This window comes from Candidatus Pristimantibacillus lignocellulolyticus (assembly GCA_023639215.1).
In the GTDB taxonomy this organism is placed as follows: Bacteria; Bacillota; Bacilli; order Paenibacillales; family Paenibacillaceae; genus Pristimantibacillus; species Pristimantibacillus lignocellulolyticus.
This window is the reverse complement of the sequence record CP097899.1, coordinates 3,821,046-3,845,546: the sequence shown is the minus strand read 5'-3', so window position 1 is coordinate 3,845,546 and position 24,501 is coordinate 3,821,046. Positions and strand designations below refer to the sequence as shown.

Annotated in this window: 27 protein-coding genes; 2 read left to right on the top strand and 25 right to left on the bottom strand. The window is 36.1% G+C overall.

The genetic code is table 11. The features are described from left to right. The first annotated feature begins 8 nt into the window (after nt 1-8). Nucleotides 9-1,556 carry a YifB family Mg chelatase-like AAA ATPase gene (locus NAG76_16360; GenBank protein URN93393.1) on the top strand — a complete coding sequence of 516 codons (1,548 nt, stop codon included), beginning with the start codon at nt 9-11 and terminating at the stop codon, nt 1,554-1,556. Between the two features lie 19 nt (nt 1,557-1,575). Here the strand turns inward: NAG76_16360 and NAG76_16355 are convergent, their stop codons facing one another. From NAG76_16355 to NAG76_16325, 7 genes are all read right to left on the bottom strand, one after another. Then, entirely contained in the window at nt 1,576-2,046 is a 471-nt protein-coding gene (locus NAG76_16355) for a hypothetical protein (protein ID URN93392.1), read from the bottom strand. 355 nt (nt 2,047-2,401) lie between these two features. Then, on the bottom strand, nt 2,402-2,809 hold the full coding sequence (locus NAG76_16350) for a class I SAM-dependent methyltransferase (protein ID URN93391.1): 408 nt from the start codon (nt 2,807-2,809) through the stop codon (nt 2,402-2,404). Between the two features lie 14 nt (nt 2,810-2,823). Then, nucleotides 2,824-3,252 (bottom strand): hypothetical protein, encoded by a 429-nt coding sequence (locus NAG76_16345; GenBank protein URN93390.1) that lies wholly within the window; start codon nt 3,250-3,252, stop codon nt 2,824-2,826. Between the two features lie 73 nt (nt 3,253-3,325). Beyond that, on the bottom strand, nt 3,326-3,835 hold the full coding sequence (locus NAG76_16340) for a hypothetical protein (GenBank protein URN93389.1): 510 nt from the start codon (nt 3,833-3,835) through the stop codon (nt 3,326-3,328). A 798-nt stretch (nt 3,836-4,633) separates the two neighbouring features. Continuing rightward, nucleotides 4,634-5,164, bottom strand: a complete 531-nt coding sequence (locus tag NAG76_16335) for a GNAT family N-acetyltransferase (GenBank protein URN93388.1) — start codon at nt 5,162-5,164, stop codon at nt 4,634-4,636. 633 nt (nt 5,165-5,797) lie between these two features. Continuing rightward, complete coding sequence (locus NAG76_16330; protein ID URN96863.1) at nt 5,798-6,430, bottom strand: LysE family transporter; 633 nt, start codon at nt 6,428-6,430, stop codon at nt 5,798-5,800. Between the two features lie 55 nt (nt 6,431-6,485). After that, entirely contained in the window at nt 6,486-7,298 is an 813-nt protein-coding gene (locus NAG76_16325; protein ID URN93387.1) for an AraC family transcriptional regulator, read from the bottom strand. A gap of 205 nt (nt 7,299-7,503) precedes the next feature. On the opposite strand from NAG76_16325, the gene shc reads away from it, so the two are divergent. Next, on the top strand, nt 7,504-9,390 hold the full coding sequence (gene shc / locus NAG76_16320; protein URN93386.1) for a squalene--hopene cyclase: 1,887 nt from the start codon (nt 7,504-7,506) through the stop codon (nt 9,388-9,390). Between the two features lie 124 nt (nt 9,391-9,514). On the opposite strand, the gene rbsB is transcribed toward shc, so the two are convergent. The 18 genes from rbsB to rplS form a co-directional block, all read right to left on the bottom strand. Next, nucleotides 9,515-10,432 (bottom strand): ribose ABC transporter substrate-binding protein RbsB, encoded by a 918-nt coding sequence (rbsB, locus tag NAG76_16315; protein ID URN93385.1) that lies wholly within the window; start codon nt 10,430-10,432, stop codon nt 9,515-9,517. 12 nt (nt 10,433-10,444) lie between these two features. Further along, entirely contained in the window at nt 10,445-11,413 is a 969-nt protein-coding gene (gene rbsC, locus NAG76_16310) for a ribose ABC transporter permease (GenBank protein URN93384.1), read from the bottom strand. A 2-nt stretch (nt 11,414-11,415) separates the two neighbouring features. Next, on the bottom strand, nt 11,416-12,897 hold the full coding sequence (locus NAG76_16305; GenBank protein URN93383.1) for a sugar ABC transporter ATP-binding protein: 1,482 nt from the start codon (nt 12,895-12,897) through the stop codon (nt 11,416-11,418). Nucleotides 12,898-12,912: 15 nt separating this feature from the next. Beyond that, complete coding sequence (gene rbsD / locus NAG76_16300; protein ID URN93382.1) at nt 12,913-13,314, bottom strand: D-ribose pyranase; 402 nt, start codon at nt 13,312-13,314, stop codon at nt 12,913-12,915. A gap of 2 nt (nt 13,315-13,316) precedes the next feature. Then, nucleotides 13,317-14,195 (bottom strand): ribokinase, encoded by an 879-nt coding sequence (gene rbsK / locus NAG76_16295; protein ID URN93381.1) that lies wholly within the window; start codon nt 14,193-14,195, stop codon nt 13,317-13,319. 374 nt (nt 14,196-14,569) lie between these two features. After that, on the bottom strand, nt 14,570-14,956 hold the full coding sequence (locus tag NAG76_16290) for an ASCH domain-containing protein (protein ID URN93380.1): 387 nt from the start codon (nt 14,954-14,956) through the stop codon (nt 14,570-14,572). 65 nt (nt 14,957-15,021) lie between these two features. Then, entirely contained in the window at nt 15,022-15,567 is a 546-nt protein-coding gene (locus NAG76_16285) for a hypothetical protein (protein ID URN93379.1), read from the bottom strand. A 100-nt stretch (nt 15,568-15,667) separates the two neighbouring features. Continuing rightward, nucleotides 15,668-15,973 (bottom strand): hypothetical protein, encoded by a 306-nt coding sequence (locus NAG76_16280; GenBank protein ID URN93378.1) that lies wholly within the window; start codon nt 15,971-15,973, stop codon nt 15,668-15,670. 11 nt (nt 15,974-15,984) lie between these two features. Then, on the bottom strand, nt 15,985-16,506 hold the full coding sequence (locus NAG76_16275) for a hypothetical protein (GenBank protein URN93377.1): 522 nt from the start codon (nt 16,504-16,506) through the stop codon (nt 15,985-15,987). A 1,099-nt stretch (nt 16,507-17,605) separates the two neighbouring features. Beyond that, nucleotides 17,606-17,758, bottom strand: coding sequence for a hypothetical protein (locus NAG76_16270; GenBank protein URN93376.1), 153 nt, complete (start codon nt 17,756-17,758; stop codon nt 17,606-17,608). Nucleotides 17,759-17,912: 154 nt separating this feature from the next. After that, nucleotides 17,913-18,290 (bottom strand): YraN family protein, encoded by a 378-nt coding sequence (locus tag NAG76_16265; GenBank protein URN93375.1) that lies wholly within the window; start codon nt 18,288-18,290, stop codon nt 17,913-17,915. Then, on the bottom strand, nt 18,287-18,580 hold the full coding sequence (locus NAG76_16260; protein URN93374.1) for an EscU/YscU/HrcU family type III secretion system export apparatus switch protein: 294 nt from the start codon (nt 18,578-18,580) through the stop codon (nt 18,287-18,289). The genes NAG76_16265 and NAG76_16260 overlap by 4 nt, the downstream gene beginning before the upstream one ends. Beyond that, nucleotides 18,577-20,658: a hypothetical protein gene (locus NAG76_16255; protein URN93373.1), complete on the bottom strand. Its 2,082-nt coding sequence runs from the start codon at nt 20,656-20,658 to the stop codon at nt 18,577-18,579. The genes NAG76_16260 and NAG76_16255 overlap by 4 nt, the downstream gene beginning before the upstream one ends. 480 nt (nt 20,659-21,138) lie before the next feature. Then, complete coding sequence (locus NAG76_16250) at nt 21,139-21,669, bottom strand: GNAT family N-acetyltransferase (GenBank protein URN93372.1); 531 nt, start codon at nt 21,667-21,669, stop codon at nt 21,139-21,141. 118 nt (nt 21,670-21,787) lie between these two features. Next, the gene (locus NAG76_16245) at nt 21,788-22,429 is read right to left on the bottom strand and encodes a ribonuclease HII (GenBank protein URN93371.1); all 642 of its coding nucleotides are present in this window, start codon (nt 22,427-22,429) and stop codon (nt 21,788-21,790) included. Continuing rightward, on the bottom strand, nt 22,430-23,326 hold the full coding sequence (gene ylqF, locus NAG76_16240; protein ID URN93370.1) for a ribosome biogenesis GTPase YlqF: 897 nt from the start codon (nt 23,324-23,326) through the stop codon (nt 22,430-22,432). A gap of 14 nt (nt 23,327-23,340) precedes the next feature. Beyond that, a complete protein-coding gene (gene lepB / locus NAG76_16235; GenBank protein URN93369.1) occupies nt 23,341-24,060 on the bottom strand; it encodes a signal peptidase I in 720 nt (239 codons plus the stop codon). Nucleotides 24,061-24,144: 84 nt separating this feature from the next. After that, the gene (rplS, locus tag NAG76_16230; GenBank protein URN93368.1) at nt 24,145-24,486 is read right to left on the bottom strand and encodes a 50S ribosomal protein L19; all 342 of its coding nucleotides are present in this window, start codon (nt 24,484-24,486) and stop codon (nt 24,145-24,147) included. Nucleotides 24,487-24,501 lie beyond the last annotated feature (15 nt).

The window sequence follows — 24,501 nt, the reverse complement described above, 5'->3', positions numbered from 1 at the left end:
TGTTTTTTGTGTATACATCACTTGCTAGCGCAATTGTTATTGGAGTAAATGGACGCGGAATAACGGTTGAGGTCGATATAACGAGCGGGATACCTTTAATAAATGTAGTCGGATTGCCAGACTCAGCTATCCGCGAATCCGTTGAACGCGTACGATCAGCTATTCGAAATAGTAATTATCAATTTCCTTTGGAGCGAATTACAATAAATCTCGCACCTGCAGACATGAAGAAAGAAGGAACAGGACTAGATCTTGCTATTGCTGCTGGAATACTGAAGGCATCTAAGCAAATCAACTGTGAACTTTCACAATCGTTAGTTGTAGGTGAATTATCGTTAGACGGTCATATTAGACCAGTTCATGGCATCCTTGCCATGCTAGAATACGCTAAGTCAGCTGGAATTAACAAAATTATATTACCACATGTGAATTCTTTCGAAGCTTCACTCATTTCTGGATTACTACTTTGCCCTATTACTAATTTACGAGAAATAGAAAATATCAATTATGTATCGTCAGAGGAATTACTAGCTTCGCATCAGAAAGGACGTAATCAAGCTTCAACTACTAGAGTTCATCGGCAAGACATTGATATTAGTGATGTCGTTGGTCAGCAAGAAGCAAAACGAGCATTATTAATAGCAGCTGCTGGTCGTCATAACATAATCGTAGCGGGTCCACCAGGAGTTGGTAAAACGATGCTAATGCGCCGACTTCCGAGCATTATGCCACCGCTTCAGGAAGCAGAAGCACTGGAAGTCACCAAAATCTATAGTGTTGCAGGTAAGTTACCTACGCAAACATCAGCATTTCTTACTGCACCACCTTTCCGTTCCCCCCATCATTCGATTTCAGTCGGTGGGCTCATCGGCGGTGGTAGTATTCCTAAGCCCGGTGAAGTTACTCTTTCGCATCATGGAGTACTGTTCCTCGATGAACTACCAGAGTTTTCAAGGCAAGTGCTAGAGTTACTTCGTCAACCAATGGAAGAACATACAGTAACGATATCTAGAGCAAGAAGTCATGTTACATTTCCCGCTTCATTTCTACTAGCGGCATCGTACAATCCTTGCCCATGTGGATTTTACGGCTTTGAACGTGAAGGTCAGAATTGCTCCTGTACACAAGCGATGATTCATCGCTATCGAGCTAAACTATCTGGACCGCTATTGGATCGAATTGACTTACAAATTGATGTTGCTCGACCCACTTCGCTTGTTCATTCTAAAGATGATCTTGCTATGACGTCTGAGCAAATGCGTAATCTAGTTCAGCAAGCCGTTACATTGCAACAGCAACGATATCGTCGATATGCATTCAATTATAATAGTGAATTAACGACTCAAGGAATTAAGCAGTTAGTTAAATTACCAAAAGAAGCACACGAATTAATTGAAAATGCGTTTCAAACATTGGGGATGAGTATGCGCGGTTATGATCGAATTATTAAAATTGCTCGTACAATTGCTGATCTTGCAGGTTGTATCGATGTTCAATTAGAACATGTTGCTGAAGCGATTCAGTATAGGAAACTCGATATTCAGCTTCATTTGTAGTTGAAACCATAAGTTCTTTTCATTTTATTCCATCGACGATCTTGCTAGAAATCTGTTTTTCTTCTATAGAGGCACTAGCTGGCCCTGCTACATGCCCTTCAGACAAAGAATAACGCTCATTAATATCATCCAATTGGATCCATACCTTATCTAACTCATGAGAGACTTCTACGTAACCAATAATAATAGTATTTTTATTAGAATCCCAAGTAGTAATAATATCTTCGTAACTTTTTCTTCCCTTTGTCAGTTTGACATTATACTTCAAATCTTCATCTACGCTTAGTTCACCTAGAAACATACCATTACCTAGTAGACTTCTATAGTGATCACCTTTCATAGAAACTATTGTTGATTGCTCAAAATCACTATCCATTGAGAAGATCATACTGTTGAAGCTTAACTCTACGTAGTTCGGACGATGATAAGCATATAAACCGTATATCAATGCAATTACAATAATGCTACTCAGTATCCACTTTTTCTTCATAATATCATCCCGCCATCTCTAGTTGATATAACTTGCTTAATCCATACGACAGTAATTAATCAGCGTTTGTTGACGATCCAAGTTACAACATCTCCTTTTAACAGAACATGTTCTTCGTCTCGATTGATCTCAACTTCGTAAGGCTTAATATCATGTTTTATGATATCCCAACTAGCATAATTGGCATTTAATATGTTTAGTAGTTGCTGTGTTTTAAATAAAATCTCATAGCTTGGTTCTAGATAACTATTGGTTGTTAAAGAATACTCCGTTACATTGGTACTAATTATAAATGCATTTATTCCATTAGTAGTTGTTCCCTCTATAATACAATGTAAAACCTCTTCAAATACTTCTATACTTTCAATATGCCCAGACTGGATACTGCAAAAATATAATTATAAACATCTTTTGCTATAACAAATTCACTCATATCTGACACAATCGTTTCGATTTTATCTCCCACAGCATATTGCGCTGCATATTGATCTGCATAGTGTTTTGCTGATTCTATTAAATCTACACCAATTATTTTCTCGATCTGATGACCATATCGTTGTGCAATAGGTATGCTATTTCTTCCTACGCCACTACCCAAATCTAATAATTTCAAATTATCTTGTCCTTCAAAGGTACTCATAACATCAATCACACTTTTAGCCGGTTTACTTAACCATGATCCTTCTACAAATAGTTTGTTTTGGCTGTAACATCGATCATGATAAGCCTTTTCATTCATCCTAATTTTTTTAAGCTGCTTCAATATATTCAGCTCCGTTATAATATTCTTTTGTAACTTTTGTTATTTTGATTTGACCATTCTAATAATATTTTGTTAACTAATTCTGAATCTGAAACATTTACTTGGAGATGTACGATTTTCTTTAAAAAATTCATGTGTCTCATATAAATGAAGATAGAATTACCATATCTTAATTCTATCTTCTTTATTTCTTCTCCCTTAAGAATTCTCTCACCAGACAGCATAATCTCATCTTGTAATAATATAAGGGTATACTTTTTGTTTAAATGCAATAAACATAAAATGAATAATGGAATAAATAATAATACAATAAATAAGTAGCTAATTGTAGGAAAATCATATATTGAATCTAAAATTGAAAACAGCAAGCTAATTATAAGGAATAGGAAAGGTACAAACCCATACTTTCCATACCAATAAGATACTGTAATTTGATTTTCCAAAAAATAACCCACCTTTGTTTGTCATGTCGTAAGCACTAGCACTTTATAATATGACTTTACTGCTTTTTGTGAGTTACTTACTGAAATCAATCTCAATGAAATCTACTTCATGATTAATAATCCACTTATTCATCAGTTTAATTGTATTTTCGGATAATACTCTATATCTATCAAAAAGCACTTTTACCTCATTATATAATTTCTCATCAATTTCTAAATCAGATGGACTTACTTTTCGCTCTAAGTTATTCTTTTGATTACGCTGTTGAATGAAAAGTTCAATTTGATCTAATAAGACTACCATTTCATTATCCTGATAAAACTCAACTCCACTTTTAATTCCACTCCATGACTGAATCTCAGTTATGTAATAATTCGAAAACCAGTAGAACTCTGCCATTGTTTTGGCGTGATTATGAAATGAGTAAAATAAATACAATCCTTTTTGACCTTCATTTAGCTTTTGATACATTTCTATTTTAGTTGGGTAGTCTTTCCCACGAACAGCAAGTAACATCGGTTCAATACATTTCCAACTCAATTGCATGTTTTTAAGATCTTCCATACTTAGCTTTACTTTCATTGAATTCTCCTCTCTTACTACACTTACTAGATAACTATTTCGTTCCAATTAAATACAATATCTACAACATAAATCATTACTGCATCTTCTATAAATTAGTCACATTGACTTTGTAAACTTCTTTGCGAACTTAAATAATAATAGGACTCTTAGTATAATATATGCGACCAGAGCACCTGAACTATTCAAGATTAGATCATCCACATCAAAGCTGCCAAAACCCGAGAAGTATTGAAACACTTCAATTCCAATGTTAAATACGAATAAGCACACTATAAAAATATTTGTCTTTCTAAGCATTGAAAACAACAAAGGCATTAGTATACTAAAGGGTACCAGCATGATCATGTTTCCAAACAAATTCAAAGCCCAAGTATTAAAGTTGTAATTATCCTTATGAAGTAAATATGCTCTAATGGAATTAAAAGGATATAAATTAAAATTTCTTCCTACATGATTTTGGTATATCATTCTATCTAAGATTAAATATTTTATCAATACAAAGACGTATGCAATTAATAGAATCCATAATATGATTTTATATATTTTCAATAAGATCTTCGTCCCCTCCGGTTTCAACTGATTTCACAACTCAATAATTCTATTAACGTATTCTTTATATTTATATGAAAATGAATGATTTTGAATCAAAACCGAATATGAAATTGATGGACTTCTTCCTGTTACATATTCTAGAAAGGAAAAATAAATAGTTCATTCATTATCAATTGAGCTTAGCCTCAAATCTAATTCTTGTAAGTTCTGCATGCTAATTAAAAATATCCTCTCTTAACTTTCCTATTCAAGTTCAATAATCAAGTGAATGTCTTTAGGTTCCAGATTATACAGTTCTTCATCTATTTCAGTGGCTAAATAACTCCCATTACTTTGATAAAACGAAACTGCTGATCTTGTTTCTGTTGAAGATATATAAAGATATTTAGCGCCTCTTCTTTTTGCTTCTTCACTTAGTTGGTTAAAGATTCTAGTTCCAATTCCTTGCCTTCTATAATTTCTAGTCACGTACATTAAGTCAACTTGAAGTTGATTCAAATCTCTTCCCCTGAATTTATAAGCTAGCACTCCAAATCCAATTAACTTATTTTCATCAAATGCACCTACAGCAAATCCACCATTAGCTATTTCAAATTCAAAACGTTTTTGTAATCCTTCCATCATTTCTTCAGTCCAAGTTGGGCATTCATGCTCTGATGGAATTGCAATCATTTCCCCGTTTCTTATTTCATATATGATATCGATATATTCTGATCTATCGATATCAAGCAATCTGTTGACCTGGTCTTGAGACATTATTTGAAAAGTTACCATATAAATTGAACTCCTTATTTTAAATTATTCGAGGTATGTCATATTACGTTCAAGTATTCAATAACTTGCGCAGCAAGTTGTCAGACAACAATACATCTTTGAATTCAATCTGCTGATCAACGTGAAGCCGTCGCGAGAATCTTATGTACCTGTTGAATCCTTATTAATTTTTTCAATGATTATATCCAACTTTTCTTCTATTCTTCTGACTGATATCTCTGTGTTTTTTCTACTAGTTATTATTCGAGTTACAAATAACCAAAAACTCACAAAAAACAATACGATCAACCCAATAACTATAAACTGAGGAATGATTCGATATACATCTAGCACCATCTAATATCATGTCCCTTCTTATCCTAATAGATATTTATCCTTCATCAGAAATTATGAAAATTTTATGATCATTTCGGAAATTGATTACTAACATCTTAATTAGGGAATAACATACTTCTGTCAATTCTCTTCCATAAACATACTATCTAACCGCATACTATTCAACCATTATTTTCCTTTTAACAAATATCTAACTGCGATTAAAACAAGAATAACTTCTAGAGAAGAACAAAGAGCAATTACGATGGATGTCGTAATTGCTCTTCCGTTTGTTATAGTAAATCAGGTATTAAAAATTCATAGGACTGTCTTAACTCCAAAACCAAGCAACATTACTCCAGTAGTTTTTTGAAAAACATTGAGGGATTTAGGATTTTTAAGCCATTTTTTCATATAATCTAATAAGTAAACTAATGTTAAAAACCAACCAACTGCTATTAGCGTTAGAATTATTCCTAATATAAATAGTTGTTTATTGGTATCTCCATTAAGATCAATGAATTGCGGCATAAATGTTATGTAGACCAAAACGGTTTTAGGGTTGAAAATATTACTCACTGCTCCTTGTAAAAAGGAGTTTCTATACTTGTATGTTAAGAACTTCTGATTAGAATGAGTAGTATCCGCTTGAACAGCATGAATTGGAAGTGCATTGCGAGAAAAAAATAATCTTATTCCTAAATATAATAAATATGCAGCTCCCACATACTTAATGGTATTGAATAGAAAAACAGATTGAGCAATAACAACGGACAATCCGAGTACGACCACAATTGTCCAGAAAGAAAGCCCCGTCGCCATCCCAAGTATTGTATAACGTCCAGCTTTTATTCCATGCATAAGTGTATTTTTCATAATAAGTAACGTATCTGGGCCAGGCAACATTGACATCATAAGTGCCATGAGAATAAACGGAATTATATTATCTATCTTACTCTACCTCCATATAAGTATTATCTAGATGGCTACTGGGTTGATACTAAACTTAACAATAAATTCTCATATACTGTTTCGGAGTTAATCCAATTTGTCTTTTGAACAATTTTGTTAAATGGCTCTGATCGCTAAATCCTGTTACAAACGATACTTCGATAGGTTTCAACCCTTGTTCCAAAAGTTTCTTAGCATGATTGACACGAATCGTTTCCAAGTAACTGTAAGGTGATAACCCCTTTTTTTTCGTGAAGGATCTTAGTAAATGATACTTACTCCAACCTGCTAGATCGCTTAGATGATTTAGAGTGATCGTTTTTGTATAATTCTCCTCTAAATAGTTACACACCTTTTCTATTTCATCGAAAGCTTCTGACACGGGTATCTTAGTTGAAATACTAGATTGTGCCTGAATCAATACTTCCATAAAATATAGAAATAGTTCTTCTTTCTTAAAGTCATTCACATCACGTGAGATTTTTTTATGTAGTTCCTTTAAAGTCGAGACAAGCTCACTTTGGATTACAACATTTTGTTTGAAGGTTGGAAGATTTTTAATCCCGTTCATTTCCAACATAATATTTTCCATAACTTCCGAGCTCACATTTATACATCTATAATCTAAAGTTTTCCCATCTATTTGCTCACAACTATGCGTATCATAAGGATTAAACAATAATAAATCTCCAGGATTAATAATATATTTTTCACCTTTACAAATCAGTATTCGTTGCCCCTCTTCAATATATCCGATAACATAATATTCATGAAAATGAGTAGGAAACTTTTGCATGATACCTTTAAATCGATACGCCTCTATTTTTAACTCAGGATCAAGGTAAATCGTGCGGATTTCTTTTAACATCTTGTTATCCTCCTCTGTTTGAAATGACCTTCTTAAAGATAACATCTTCGCCCAAACTTTTCTTGTATGATATTGCTCTTTTATCATACCTACTACCTACTCTCTAGAATTTCGATACACTATAATAAGAGTCAAATTGCAAAAACGAACATGATTACTTTTTCACTTCTATATACTTATAAAAAGGTTTTGGAGGTGATGTTACATGCCATCACGTAATGATAAAGTAACAACTGAAATATCTAATCTTACAAACCATCTGATTAATGAGCAAAAATCTGATGGTTCTTGGCGTTATTGCTTTGAAAATGGAACAATCATTGATTCCTACATGATTATACTGTTAAGATCTATAAATTCTAATGATGAGTCAATGATACAACAATTACATAATCGTATAATAAAGCAGCAGCATCCGAATGGATATTGGAGTTTATATCAAGATGAAGCTAACGGGAATTTATCTGCAACGATAGATGCGTACTACGCTTTACTCTATTCTGGTTACAGTTATTCATCGGATGATTCTATGCAAAGAGCAAAACAATACATTGTCTCACAAGGAGGGATCGGCGCTTCAAAAGGTTTATTGAGTAATGCTATTCTTGCTGCGACAGGTCAGATCAATTGGCCGACACCCATCAAAGCAATTCCATTAGAGATCATTCTTCTTCCTACTTTTCAACCTATAAACATATTTCAATTCTCAGGTTATTCGAGAGTTCACCTTATCCCGATGCTCATTATGGCTAATCAAAGCTTCTCAGTCCAAACAGATAGCACGCCTAATCTAAGTAATCTTCAAACTAGAAGAATAAATGATGATGAACAGCAATCAGAGCAATTTTCACAGATGATCGAGTTAATTGAATTAGGTCGAAATAGATTGATCGGTAGTTCTCGATCGCTGCATGATATAGCTACCTCAAGAGCGGAGCAGTTTATGCTAGATCGAATCGAGGCAGATGGAACATTGTATAGCTACGCTAGTTGTACCATTCTCATGGTATTTTCACTATTTGCCCTGGGATATGATAAACAACATCCGACAATAACGAATGCTATTCAAGGCTTAATCGATATGAGATACAATATTAATCAAAAAACAACGATACAAAATTCACCTTCCACAGTTTGGGATACGGCATTAATCTCATATGCCCTGCAAGAGGCAGGAGTAAAGAGTGACCATCTAACAATACGTAGTGCCGGACAATATTTGTTATCTCGACAGCAACATAACAAAGCTGACTGGAGTGTACATAATGCTAGTGCAACTCCTGGAGGTTGGGGATTCTCAGAGACCAACACTTTAAACCCTGATATAGATGATACTACTGCGGCACTACGAGCCGTTCACAATTTAAGTCATAATGAACCTCGATATTTAGAATCTATTACACTAGGGCTTAACTGGGCATTATCTATGCAAAATAATGATGGCGGCTGGCCAGCTTTTGAGAAAAATACAAATAATCAAATGCTTACTTGGTTGGCACTAGATGGGGCGAAATCTGCGGCAATAGATCCTTCCGAAGCGGATCTTACAGGTCGAACCTTAGAGTATCTCGGTAATTTCAGGGGGCTTGATTATGACAATAAGAGTGTCAAAAGAGGAGTAGATTGGTTATTATCTCATCAAGAACGTGACGGATCATGGTTTGGTAGATGGGGCGTTTGTTATATTTATGGTACTTGGGCAGCGATAACTGGCTTAACTGCGACTGGCACTTCATCGAGTCATAAAACAATTCAAAAAGCAGTTAAATGGCTATTGAGCATTCAAAACAGTGATGGTGGCTGGGGGGAATCTTGTAGTAGTGATATAAATCGTCGTTATGTCCCGCTCCATGAAAGTACACCTTCGCAAACCGCTTGGGCATTAGATGCGCTTATTGCTGTGCATGATCAACCGAATCCCGAGATTAACCGAGGAATTGATAGACTTCTAATATCGTTGCATGAGAACAATTGGTTAACCACTTATCCAACAGGTGCTGGACTTCCGGGAAATTTTTATAACCGGTACCATAGCTATAACTACATTTGGCCATTAGTGACGCTAGCACACTACAAACAGAAGTTCGGATAGCAACTTAAGTTAAATCATTATATCACTACAATTGCACCTCCTATGGTTCACTACGTTCTAACCATTGTGGAGGTGCATTGCACATTGATCTTATATACATCTAATGTTTCACAATACGTTATTCTTACTCTTTAACAACTAGTTTAAGTGGAGCTGCAATTAACTTTTCCACAGTTTTCCCATCCAATATATCTTTTGCAGCTTGGACTGCTAGTTGGCCGATTAATTCAGGTTGTTGAGCAATGGTACCTGTCAATTTTCCTGCTTGGATAGAATTAAGAGCATCTTCATTTCCATCAAAGCCGATAATCGGGATGTTTTTCCCCGAACTTTGAATTGCCTCAATAGCACCAAGCGCCATTTCATCATTGTGAGCAAAAACTGCTTGTACACTTGGATTTCCTTGCAGTAGATTTTCCATGACGGTTAATCCTTTTGTTCGGTCGAAATCTGCCGTTTGCTTAGCAATGACATCAAGCTGAGCATCTGCAATTTCATGAAATCCCTTGCCTCGTTCACGAGTGGCTGATGCTCCTGGTGAACCTTCTAATTCGATAACTTTTGCACCTTTTCCAACCTTTTCAACTATATATTCCGCTGCCATTGATCCACCTTTTACGTTATCAGATGCGACTAGCGCTTTCACTTCGCCTTTATCTGAAGAACGATCCAATGTTACAACTGGTATAGCTAAGCTGTTTGCAGTCTGTACAACTGTGGAAATCGCAGATGAATCTACAGGATTAATTAATAACGCGTTGACACCTTTTTGCATTAAATCTTCCACGTCATTACTTTGTTTAGCTGAATCATTCTGCGCATCAATGACGATTACTTCTATTCCGAGCTTATTAGCCTCTGCTACTACACCGTCTTTGACAGATACAAAGAAAGGATTGTTTAGAGTAGATATTGATAATCCGATTTTAATATTACTTAATTTCCCGCCGCTATTAGGCTTTGCCCAATCGGGAGGCTCTAATGAACAACCTGTCATTAGAATTAAAAGAATTGAAATAAGAATTAACGTTATTTTTTTCATATTGGTATCCCCCTATAAGGCTTTCCTACGGTCTAATAGTACAGCAATCGCAATAACAATCCCTTTTACTACCATTTGATAAAAAGAAGATACACCGAGCAAGTTTAGACCATTATTCAATATTCCGATGATGAGCGCACCAATTAATGTACCAACAATTCGTCCACGACCACCAGTTAAGCTCGTACCTCCAAGAACAACTGCAGCAATTGCATCTAACTCATAAGAAGTTCCCGCTGTAGGTTGTGCAGAGTTTAACCTAGAGGTTAAGATAGTTCCTGCTAATGCCGATAACATACCGACTAAAGAGTAAATCATTATTTTGACCCGATCCACTTTAATACCTGAAATAATTGATGCTTTTTCATTACCACCAATCGCATAAGTTTTTCGACCGAATGGTGTTTTGTGTAGTACAATCCATAGCACAGCAAATACGATGATCATTGTAATAGCGGGGACTGGAATACCTAAAAAATAACCTCGCCCAAATAATTGAAACATCAAACTATCGCCAAGACCAGTGATCGGATTACCATTCGTATATACAAGTGTTAACCCTCGAAAAATAGTCATCGTTGCTAATGTTGCTATGAATGGTGCCATTCTTCCTTTCGTAATGAGAACACCATTAACAACACCCATCACGCCACCTAACACACAACCAGCAATTATCGCTAATATCGGATCCCACCCTGAGAGCATGAGATTTGCCATAATCGCACTAGAGAGTGCAAGAATAGATCCGACCGATAAATCGATTCCACCTGTTAGAATAACAAATGTCATACCGAAAGCAATAAGCGCATTAATCGCTACTTGTCTAAGTAGATTGAGAATATTAAGTGGTTCCAGAAAACTTGGGTTAAGTACAGTTACAATAACAATAAGGATAATCAACCCTAGTAATGGGCCAAGTTTCTGTGTAAACTGTCCTAGTTGTAAACCCTTTTGATCTTTCTCATCCTTGATTGTTGTCATTCCTATTGCCCCCCTGTAGCTAACCTCATGATGTTCTCTTGTGTAGCTTCTTGTTTTGTGAGTTCTCCACTTATTTTTCCTTCATGAACAACAAAGATACGATCACTCATTCCTAATACTTCGGGAAGTTCTGAGGACACCATTATTATCGCTACGCCACGCTGCGTTAACTCGTTCATAAGTTGATATATTTCTCTTTTTGCGCCCACATCAACTCCACGGGTAGGCTCATCTAATATGAGGACACTTAATCCAATACCGATCCATTTGGCAATTACCACCTTCTGTTGATTACCACCAGATAAGTTGCGAACTAAAGTTGATGAGGATTGTGTCTTAATATGTAGACGTTTAATAAGGATATCTACAAATTGTTGTTCTTTCTTATTATTAATTACACCTCTAGGTGCGAAACTATATAAATTTGTCAGCACCATATTATCTCGTACCGAGAAATCAAGGACTAATCCTTCATCTTTGCGGTCCTCTGTAACAAATCCAATGCCAACCTTCATCGCATCATTCGGATTACGAATTAAAACTTTTTTACCTTTTACCCAAATCTCCCCTCGATCCAAGGAATCCAATCCGAAAATCGTTCTCATCATTTCGGTGCGTCCAGACCCCATTAACCCTGAAAACCCAACAATTTCGCCTGATCTAACGGAGAAGTTCACATCTTTAAACTGCCCCTTCTTAGAAGCATTCTTCACTTCAAGCACAACTTCCGCTGGTTTTGATTGACTAACCGGGAAACGATCGGTTAGTTCTCGTCCAACCATCTTTTTAACCACATCATCAAAATTCGTTTCCGGAATTGGTTTTGTATCAACTGTCTTCCCATCTCGCATGACGGTTATTCGATCACATATGGCAAAAATCTCCTCCATTCGATGCGAGATATAGACGATTGATACTCCTTCTTTCTTAAGGGATGCAATAACTTCAAACAACTTCTGAATTTCACGCTCTGTTAGTGCAGCAGTTGGCTCATCCATTACGATTACCTTTGCATCAGTCATTAGAGCCTTTGCAATCTCAATCATCTGCTTTTCACCAACAGAACATTCTCCTGCTTCTTGATTCAATGGAATCGTTACAGAAAGCTTCTTAAATTGCTTATTCGCGAGATCACTCATTTCTTTCATGTTAAGTAAACCGATACTTGTAGACATTTCTTTCCCAATGAACAGATTGTCTAATACCGTCATATCCCGCCACACATTCAACTCTTGGTGGATAAATGCAATTCCTCTTTTTTCAGCTTCTTTTGGATTTGCAAAATACGTTTCCTGACCATCTATAATAATTGTTCCTTGATCCCGCTTGTGTAAACCAATTAAAATATTCATCAAAGTAGATTTACCTGCACCATTCTCACCCATAAGCGCATGAACTTCACCTTCACGAAGTTCAAAATCTACACCTGTCAAAACACGGTTAGCACCAAATGACTTATATATATCACTCATTTCAACTTTCATATCGTTAGAGCCCCCTCATTTTCCAAAATTAACTCCTGATTGAAGTATGCAGTTTGCATATGGTTTGGCTTCACCTGTTCTAATAATGACTTTTGCATGCTGGGTTAGATTTTTAAATTGTTCATGTGAAACCCTTTTGATTTCAATTTCCTTAAATTGAGCGTTTATGAATTGTGATGTTTCTGTATTATTTTCCTCAAGCTCTTCAGCTACTATTATTTTTTCAATAACAATATCTTCTGCAATGATGTTCACTACATCTTCAAAGCTTGGGACACCAAGTTTAAGAGCTAAATCAATCCTTGGAACATCTTTTGGAATTGGAAGTCCAACGTCTGCGATGACAATCGTGTCCGTATGCCCCAAGTCAGAAAGGATTTTACTAATATGGCTGTTTAATATTCCATGTTTTTTCATAATTATAAGTTCTCCTCTACTTCAGCTCTTATTGGCATTCCACCTTGAGCTCCGAATTTAGTGACAGATAAAGAAGCTGCTCGATTAGCAAACTCTAAACTAACTTGTATCGAGTTACCTTCTGCTAGAGCAACGGCAAGTGCTGCATTGAATGTGTCTCCCGCTCCAGTTGTATCTATAGCATTTACCTTGTAAGTTGGAACGAGTACTTCCTGCTCATCATCGAAATATCTAACACCGTTACTACCTTCTGTGATAAATAACTTGTTAGGGTATTTTTGTAATGCTTCAGTTGTCGTGTATTGGGGAAACAGAATTGAACATTCATGTTCATTCGGTGTTAAATAAGTAGCATTTTCAATAATTGCTTCACTAATTGAGCGTGCTGGTGCTGGATTAAGCAACATCGGTATTTTGAATCTATGGCAAATGTCACTTACGTAAGCTACAGTTTCTACTGGTATTTCTTGCTGAACTAGAACCATATCAACAGATTTTATAGTCTCACTTGCTTTATCAACTAGGTCAGCACTAACTTTATCATTTGCTCCTTTGACAAAGATGATACTGTTATCTCCTTCAGCTAAAATGATATGAGCTGTTCCACTAGCTATATCTGACAATGATTCAACATAGGTAACATTAACTTTATTGTTAATTAAATTATCAATGATTGCTTTGCCATAAACATCTTCCCCAATGCAACCAATCATCGTGACATCTGCACCTAGTCGTGCCGCTGCTATAGCTTGATTTGCACCTTTCCCCCCTGGAACTGTCGAAAATTTATCTCCAAGGACGGTTTCACCTGCATTTGGTCTTCTGGTTGACGTTACTACTAAATCCATAGCACAGCTTCCAATTACACAAATTTTTACCATCATCAACAACCTTTCCAACTGCTTAATCTTTTTCTTAACATCAGTTACAACCCAAATCATAAATATTTAATTAATTGCTTTTTTCTTTCACTTTATCTTGTTCAATTTACTTAAAAAGTAATCTTTTTTTCTTTTTAAGACACAAAAAAGCACATCACCTACTTCGTGACGTGCTTCATATGTTGTTCATAACAATTACAGCAATCTAATTCAAGATGTGGAGAGAGATGCTACATATGAAAGAGTGTCATATAGTTCAAGAAATTTAGTTCCTTCCTTGAATTTCCTGATACCTCCATCATCATTAACATTTGCTGCCCGGTCTAATGTCGATGCATTGATAAGGTGTTATATGAGGATATTTTTTTAAACGTCTATAACACTTCAATTAATTTAAAATGCTCTACTACAATTATCGTATTCTCACTTAATGTTATTCCTTCATTTAATAAATCATTTTCCCAACATTTATTATGATCCTCTATGAATTCTTCTAGTGATCGATAGTTCTCTCCCTTAGCAACTCTTATATCGATCATTCCATAGGGAATTTCATAGTTTTCAGTTATCTGTATTGTACATCTATGAATTCTATCATTATTTAACACGGCTACATAGTCACCAACCTCAGTCGCCTCTTCTTCTGGATTGTTATAGTACCATATCATTGGTGTGCAAGTAGCTGTTTTCAAACCCTCCATCACTTCATTGATTAGGGATTCATCATTAATATCACTACTCCAGAAAGTTAAGCTTTTCATGGTTAATCTCTCCTTTTTGCGTGTTATTTTAACAATAATAATTGCTGATTCATTTCTTCAAAGTCCTAAGAGATTACGTCTGGCTCGTCCAATAATACTCCTATACTCTCACTCTGTATTTCTGACAGTATTGTAAATCGCAATTTATTAAAGTCTATACTCTGAAATGATGAAACAACAATACTGACCGAATAATCCCTTCCAAATGCACGATCTATTTTTTCCAAAAATGACGGTTTACTTTGGTCATTAGCCCATATTCCAATCTTAGTAATACCGTTTTCTACAAAAAAAGAAATTTGATATATTTTATCTAATTTAATAATTTTATGACCAAATAACCACTTATATTCAAGATGCTTGTCAGTAACAATTAAATAAGGCTTATTAATAAAAACTGTTGAAATCCAGAAATATCCGAACACTACTAAAAATATTAAAGAACCCATATTCAGTATGACCTTTGTAAATTCATTACCTGGTATAAGAATAAATCCAATAAAAAGCAATATTATAAATAAAAACAAAATATGAAATACTCCCTTAAATTTCACCTTTTGGTATAAAGGCAACGTATATAAACCATTCTCTTCAATTAATGATTCCTTCATAGTGATATCCTTTCTTATGTTGTTTGGTAATACTCAATATAAAGTGTTTTAGGATGACTTTTAGCAGTATCATTAGCTTTCACATTTATCGAATATTTCTCTAATTATCCTTCTTTATCCATCGATTCAACATGATACGAATCCCATAATAAAATATTATTAATAATATAAGAATGATTACTCCTAGCACTAATGTTATCCCGTTAAATTCATTCACAGAAACAATACCGAACGAAACCTTATGTTGTGAGTAATTTGCCGATGTGTAACTATCAATTACATCAGGAACATATTTGTATGTATTTATTACACCTTGGATTACTTTCATTCCAATAAATAACCCAAATATTAATATAGATACAATAATCGATTCAATCAACAATCGTAGATTTAGTATCTTTTTCATTTCGTTCCTCCTTATTTCCTCTTATCAATAACCCAATTCCATTCAACAATCATTATTTCACCTATTTTCATAGACTCTAGTAATTTCGCTGCTTCTTGTATAATAATCGGTCTTGCATTTAATAAACCATTAAAATTAACTGGCTTATCTAATCGATGATCGAAATCATAACATATAGATATTAGTGCAATTTCTTTCAAAAAGTGATAACCATTACAATAATCTTCATAAATTTGACGACAACATTTAACGCATGATTCTTCTTGATTGATTAACTCTGTAAGTACTTCACTTATTCTAATGTGTTCAGATGTAGGTGTATCTAATATTCGTTGTATCTCTTCTTTGACAGAATTTAAAGCATCTTTTGAAGAGAAATCTATATTACATAGACCAATAAAATTTTCATATTCTAGGCAATATTCAAGCTGACTCTTGTTCGATTCAAACCATTTTTTAAATCCTTCCAATTCAATAGAATTGCTCAAAAATTTAATGAAATAATCATTTATTCGTTCATCATAATAATACATGTTTAACCTCACTTTTTATGATCGGTTTCATCTACCGTTCAAGTATTTACGAACTTGTGCATGCAAGGTTGTCTCAAGAAATCACTGCGATAATTTCATTGTGACCACGGCTTCGCCGACGCGTGAATACCGTGTTATTCGACATAACTGACATCTCTGAATCAAACTTCAAAGTGTGCTATTTTATGTTGTTGTGAATTAAAAATATAATGTGAATAATCGTTTTCGATAGAAGCTATATCAACCTCAGAAAAATATTTCAAATCCTTAATTTCTTCATTATCTGGTTTCAATTCTCCACCTATAACCTTACAATCGAAAACAATACTCAGGTACTCCCTAAGATATCTCTTATCTTAGGAAAATGAATGTGTTGGTGACTTACATCATTTCAATAAATCTTCATCCAACTAAGCGCGGCTACGTACAGTTTGAATCTATTGTTAGGTAATCTATTCGTCTTTCATGATCTACTAATTTGAAATCTTTGTTTTTATATACTTTTCCGTTTATTTTCTTCGCTCTTAAACCAGTTCCTTATATGATCTCATTTCTACTTTAATAAGTTGCTTAGAATTATCTTTTTATAATAAAAAAAATATATACTCCCATAAAAAAAATTCATATTTATACGAAAGCACCCCTAGAGCACAAATACATAGGATACAAATAATAATTGTTTTCAATTTATTAAATGAACTAAACCTCAATATAAGTAAATTTATGACTATGATGCTTGATAAGTAAGCTAGCGCTATAAATACTCCATAGATTTTACTTGAGACTGTAGCAGGCTCAAAAAAGCCAGTAAAACATAACATTATTATTATATACACTTGAGATGAAAAGATAGCTAATATCATATTTATCAAAATTAATAAGAAAACTATAATATATTTGTTATGATATCTATCCATAGTTACGCTACCTCTCTTTAATATTATTAAATATTCAAAAGCATGTTACTCCACCCAATTCAAATATAACAACCAATCCCATTTTGTTCAACCAAATATTACATATTAACCCACTAATTATAATAAAAAAAAGCGCACCGATCTTATCTCGGCACGCTCATAATCTTCTACATCCTTCTCACTTACGCATGATAACTCTCTGTTGGATTATTCAATACCCATTCAAGTATCAATATTTGCGATTCTAACACTTTTGTTCTATCCTCATGGGTAGATGCATTCTTAGCTTGCTGCAATTCATAAATTTTCCTTTTAATTTGATCCTCAGTACGCATGACATAACCTCCGCCTAATAATTGCTATCTACTAACTATTCAGTCTCAATAATTCACTATTATACCACACATTGATTTCATCACTTTCATCACTCTACCACTACTAACTACAACAAAAAAGCTAGACCCCACTACCTCCGTAGTATGATCTAACTCAAAACGCATGTTTAATATGATTCAATGTATAATGTTCCCCGCTTCGCTCTACTAACACAACATCAAAGCTGAGCGAAATGTTTCGTAGCTTCGATTGATAGAGATAGATCTCAGCCAGACGACGCAACTGCATCTGCTTACGGGGAGTGATCGCTTCTAGCACTGAACCATAACGATTCACTCCTGCCCCTTGAGCATACACGGTTCTAGTTCTCACTTCAACGAACACAAGCTGATTATCTTTACTTGCTATAATATCTATCTCGCCTGAACTACAGCGCCAGTTGCGCTGAACGATGATGTAGCCTTGCTCTTGCAAATACAAACTTGCTCGCTCTTCACCTTCCGCACCTAGCTGCTTTCGATTCAGGGTCATAGTGGCCAATCCCTCGCATTCCGATCCGCTCTGTATACAAAGCTCAATATTTCTGCAACTACAGCAAACAATTCTGGTGGGATTTCCTGATCGATATCTAATTTAGATAATACTTCTACTAGCGATTGATCTTCCTGGATCGGCACTCCATTTTCTTTTGCTTTAGCTAGTATCCGTTCAGCAAGTTCACCTTGCCCTTTGGCGATAAGTGTAGGTGCAGTAGTATTCATCGGATCATATTTCATCGCTACTGCTTTACGCATTTTTGTAACTGGTGGTTGTTCATTCATACTTTGAAGTCGACTCCTTTATAGCGCGTCGAGTTGATCTGTTCGACATCAGGCGGAAGCATTCTCTGTTTAAGTTCTTCTAATTGTTCATTCTCTGCTTCTGGTGTTGGAATCGGAGTTGTTCTAACGGCAGAAAGCATATAACCTGTAGAATATAATGCTTCACTGATTTCTGGCTTAAGTGCTTCGATCACTGCTCCTATTGCAGGATGATCATTCCATAAATTCAAGCTAACGATCTTGCTCGTAATATTCACATCAACCATCGTTGGTCCTATCGCATTCATATTAAGATCAAATACAATACGGCAATTTTCCGAATCCAATTCGCCTTTACGGTCTCGACGTGTTTGAATATGAACGGCAGCAGTTTGCCCACCCTCTTTATCCTGCAATGGAATAAACATCGTCACATGTGAAAATACGGAGTGATTCCGCTCGGTCGATAACATTAATTGCTGTCCAGTGATCGCATTCAATAGCTGTTGTGCCGTTTCCTTCACTGCTGCTGGTGTATCCGCACTTTGCACTAATTGCATAATCGAAGCTTTTAAGCTGTCATGATTCGTTGTTGCTTGACCAGCTTGAGCTGCAGTAGCATTGGCCTGTGGTTGCAAATGATCAGCTTGCTGATTTGCGGTCAATGGATTATGAGATGCAGTCGCTTGATTATGAACAACATCATTTTGCAGATTAGCTTGAATAGTTCCTTGCAAATGAGCTGCTTGATGAATTGGAACTTGCTGTTGAGCTGTAGGCTGAGCAGCTTGTGAATGACTAGCATTTGCTGGTTGTGCACTTGTCTGATTACTTGTCACTTCAGCGCTTTGACTAGTTACTACAGATTGTTGTAAAACTGTTGCAGGTGTCTGAGCAGCTGGCGAAGTCGGTGTTGGAACGACATTCGCGCTCTGATTACTAGTAGCTGCTACTGTATTCGTTGTTGCAGGCTGACCTTGACTACCTACAATTGGTTGTTGCCCTGTAGTTGGTGCCGTAGTATTACCTAGCATACCAGCTGAGTTCCCAGTATTCCCTTGTGTTACATTCATATTGCTACTTTGTAAATTTCCATTTACTATAGGCGCTTGCGCTAACTGAGTAGTCGCTGGTTTAGTCTGCGGCTGAGCATTGGTAGGCTGTCCTGTAAGCAACTGCTTGCCAAGTGTAGTTTCATGATTGACACCTAGCCACTTCAAGAGAAGTCCAAGATTTCCTTGTGAAGGTGCTTGATTTGCTCCGCCTTGTAATTGCGTAGCAGATTGTGTTTGACCTTGTTGTGAAGCTAATGAAGCATCTTTCCCTACTAATTCTCCGCTACCGGAAGATACTATAGCTCCTTGATTACCTGCTCCGATTGATGGAGCATTTTGCGTTACTGAACCATTTGTTGCCAAAGAACGTAATAATGCAGAGCCTTCATCAAGTAAAGTTGAAAGCTGATTAAGCAATGCCGTTGTCTGAGCACTAGTCGTTGTAATCCCACTATTGTTAGCTTGTAATAGTATGGATAGTTGGCTTTTCAGCTGATCGATCAAACCGTGCAAAGGAGTTCCTGATTGCAACTGATGAAAGGCAGCTATCGTTGCTTGAGTCATCGGTAGTCCTCTCTTAAATGCGCTCGCTGCTGCCTGCATCCATTGCTCTTGGTTAACGCCTGGCGGTATTAACTGAGCCGCCTTCTGAAATGCTGCAGCAGTTTCCTTATTCAAAGGAAAGCCTTCTTTACGTAAGTCTTTAATAATATCATTTGCCCATGCTTTATCTGGCATATTGAGTGCTTTCAATATGTCTTTCATAGGATCGCTCATCCCAAGTGTCGTCGGATCAACCTGCTTTAGTAAAATGTAGGCGCCCTTTGAATCTGGTTGAACTTGCAGTAATGAAGCTTGACCTTCCATAAGCGGAATATCCAACTTCGCCCTTACTTGTACTCCATTTATATTAACTAATGCTTCATTATTATCATATTGTTGTAAAACAACGCCACGAACAACCTGACCGATTTTTAATTCTAGTGTTCTAACATCATTACTTACTGCATCGCCCAATATGCCTTTAATATTTCCGATACTCATGCGCGTTGTCCACCTCATTTCATTCACATATAGTATTTATCGGCTATTGAGCGCATTTTTTTGACTACTAATCTTATCCCTTTAAAACAATAATTTATTATATAGATCGATCTTGGATTTACTATAAAGCTTACAACACAAAAATCAGTGCTTAATATCAATCAATGCTGTTTTTGACTTCTTCACACGATTGATTACGGACATCAGAAACCTTATTTGCTGTGTATTCCTCTATTATCGATCCTTACGGACACAAACGTACTTATTTCCCTACATTTCATATATTCGGACTCCATTAGAGACTAATAACGGTTTTTATGTCCTTTAGAATGTCATTCGCCCTTAATATTCACAAATAACAGCTTCTGTGTCCGTTCGCGTGAGGCTTATATCACATTAAGCACTGACTACTGCGTTGAACCATATCATTCAACACAAAAAACTAGAAAACTAATCTGACCTTATTTAAATAAAAGCATATCAATTGTTATTAAGAATGGAATACACATTCGTGTCATAAGCCACTCCATTTTGATACATGTAATTCCTCAGAACGCCCTCTTTTTGAAATCCAGTCTTAATTAGCAAGTTATTTGATGCTTCATTATCTATAAATACAACTGCCCCAATACGAGAAAGAGCTAATTCATCAAATCCATATTGAATTACTTTTGATATAGCTTCAAAGGTGTAACCCTTTCTCCAGTGATCAGGATGTATTTCATAGCCTATCTCTGCTCTTTTATGTTTGGGTGACCATGCATTGAACCCCATAGTGCCAATAATCCCTTGATGCCCCTTAATTTCGATTCCCCAGCGCAATCCTTTCTTCTCTACGTAACTATTTGCAAAAAATTCAACAAATGCTTTCGCTTGTTCTATATTTACTAATGTTTCTTGTCCATAATATCGGGTAACTTTTTCATTAGAAAAGCAGGAGAATATACCCTCAGCATCATTCTTTGAAATTTTTCTCAGTAACAATCTATCAGTCTCTAATGTAGGAAACATTGTCCCACTCCTCTCATTTTCTATTAAGATACAAAAAGCGACTTGCATCCTATCCATTAAGTTAGGTTACAAGTCGCTCCTATTGCTTGTAAAGCATAATATAACATTAAAAAATCTATTATTGCTTCGGCCATACACTTTCTAATTGCTCACCAAGAAGCTTCTTAAGAAATGTTTTACGATGCATGATCGTAGGTCCATATTCCAAAATTGCTGCATTATGTACTTTCGTACCATAACCTTTATGTTTCGCTAGTTCATATTGGGGATACAAGTCGTTCCACTCTTGTTCGCATAGACGATCACGAGTAACTTTAGCCAATATCGACGCTGCTCCGATCGATTGACTACGAGCATCTCCTTTTACGATACCTTCTTGAGCAATTTCTAGGTCAATGATCTCAGCATCAACGAGTAGAAACTGCGGAGTAACTTGTAGACCTTCAACGGCTTGTTTCATCGCTAGACGTGAAGCTTGCTTAATATTAAGTTCATCAATGATTGGCGCCGGAATACGCGCAACACAATATGCTACAGCTTGTTCTGTAATCTCAGCATATAGTTGCTCGCGTTTCTTTTCCGTAAGCTTTTTGGAATCATTGATTCCATCAATGATGCAACCAGGTGGTAGAATTACCGCTGCGGCTACTACATCGCCGAAAAGACAACCTCTACCTACCTCGTCCACACCAGCAATATGTTCAATTCCTTGTGACCATAACGCCTTCTCAAAGTCCAACAAATCGATGACATCAGACATCTATTTCTTAACCTCTCTTATGGGCATATCATCAAATGGAGCTTCTAACGTAATACGTCCTAATTTGGCAGCACGTAGATCACGTAAAATGATTCCAGATGTTTTATCAAGATCTACTCGATTACCGCTCATTAAGCAACCACGTTTACGGCCGATTTCTTCCATAACTCGAACAATTTCCTCGTTATCTTCTAGATCCTTTGGAGGATCAATCGTTAAGTTATAGCGCTCAGAGATTGTATTCCAATATCTTCCGGCAAGTGTTTTGATCGCGTAGTATCCGATCTCATCAATATTTAATATTTGCTCACGAATAGCGCCTGTCATCGCCAAGCGATATCCTACGATTTGATCATCAAATCTCGGCCATAGAATACCTGGTGTATCAAGCAACTCTAATTCGCCGCCTGCTTTAATCCATTGTTGACCCTTCGTAACACCTGGCTTATCACCGGTGATCGCAATATTACGGCCTGCAAGACGATTAATAAGTGTAGATTTCCCAACGTTCGGAATACCTACAATTAGTCCACGATTAGCACGAGGATTCATCCCTTTAGCGATTTGTCTATCTATCTTTGCTTTCAATATTTGCTTCGTCAAAATCGGAATTTCATTGACACGTGTACCTGTATTAGAATCTACAATAGCAACCGTATGTCCTTCATTCTCGAAGTATTGTTTCCATTGTTCATTCATTACAGGATCTGCCAAATCAGACTTATTCAAAATAATAAGTCTTGGCTTTCCTTGCAAAATGTCATCAATCATTGGATTACGACTAGAAATAGGCACTCGTGCATCTAGTAGTTCAATCGCAATATCGATTAACTTTAGCTTATCCTGTATTTGACGCTTGGCACGGGTCATATGCCCCGGGAACCATTGAATCGCCATTTAAGTCACCTCATCTAGTTGTAATGCTTAACCAACTCTAATTTATCTAATGGCCACATTACGACATCAGCTCGTCCGATAATTTCGTCTTCTAATACGTAACCTATAGCCCTACTATCTTTACTATAACCTCGATTGTCGCCCATTACAAAATACATTCCTTCAGGGACAACGTTATCTGGGTAACTTGCATTAGGGAAATTGAATGAATCTCCAATTGAGTTATATGTTAATCCTTCAGCCATGCTCTCTGCGATAGCTTCTGTAAGATAAGGCTCAGTAATTAATTTATCATTAATATACAATTGATCGCCTTCTACTCGAATAGTATCACCTGGTACTCCAATAATACGCTTAATGAAACGTCTACCTTCTTCAGGGACATCAAATACGACAACATCACCAAACTCAGGCTTACTAATATTGTAAATAAGTAAGTTTACGATGACACGTTCATGGGTGTGAAAATTAGGTTCCATCGAATCACCATCAACAATAAACGGTGAGAACAGAAAAATACGAACTATCGCAACAAGTACAACAGCAATGACGATGGATTTTATCCAATCTACAACCTCTTTATACGTTTTATCTTGTTTATTTTTCTTACTGGACCTTGCAACTCTAGAGACAGACGCCATATCATCATTTTCATCCTGAGAGCTTTCATACTGCTCAGCTACGTCTTCTTTCGTAGCTTTTTGTTGATCGAGTAACTCATCTTTGGGTTCCATTGTACAGCCCTCCTCTAGATTCTAACCGATGCAAAAAAAAACGAAAAGGAGCTTGATAGAACAAGCTCCTCTTGATGATTCATTTTAACGAATTTCTTTAATTCTTGCAGCTTTACCACGAAGGTTACGAAGGTAGTACAATTTAGCGCGGCGAACTTTACCACGACGTGCTACTTCGATTTTTTCAAGCTTTGGTGAATGAAGAGGGAAAGTTCTTTCCACACCAACACCGTATGAAATTTTACGTACAGTAAAAGTTTCACTAATTCCGCCACCGCGACGTTTAATTACTACGCCTTCGAATAACTGAACACGTTCACGAGTTCCCTCGATTACTTTTACGTATACTTTTAGCGTGTCACCAGGACGGAAATTAGGTACGTCTTGACGAAGCTGTTCCTGAGCAATTGCTTGTAGGATATTCAATACATTCAACTCCTT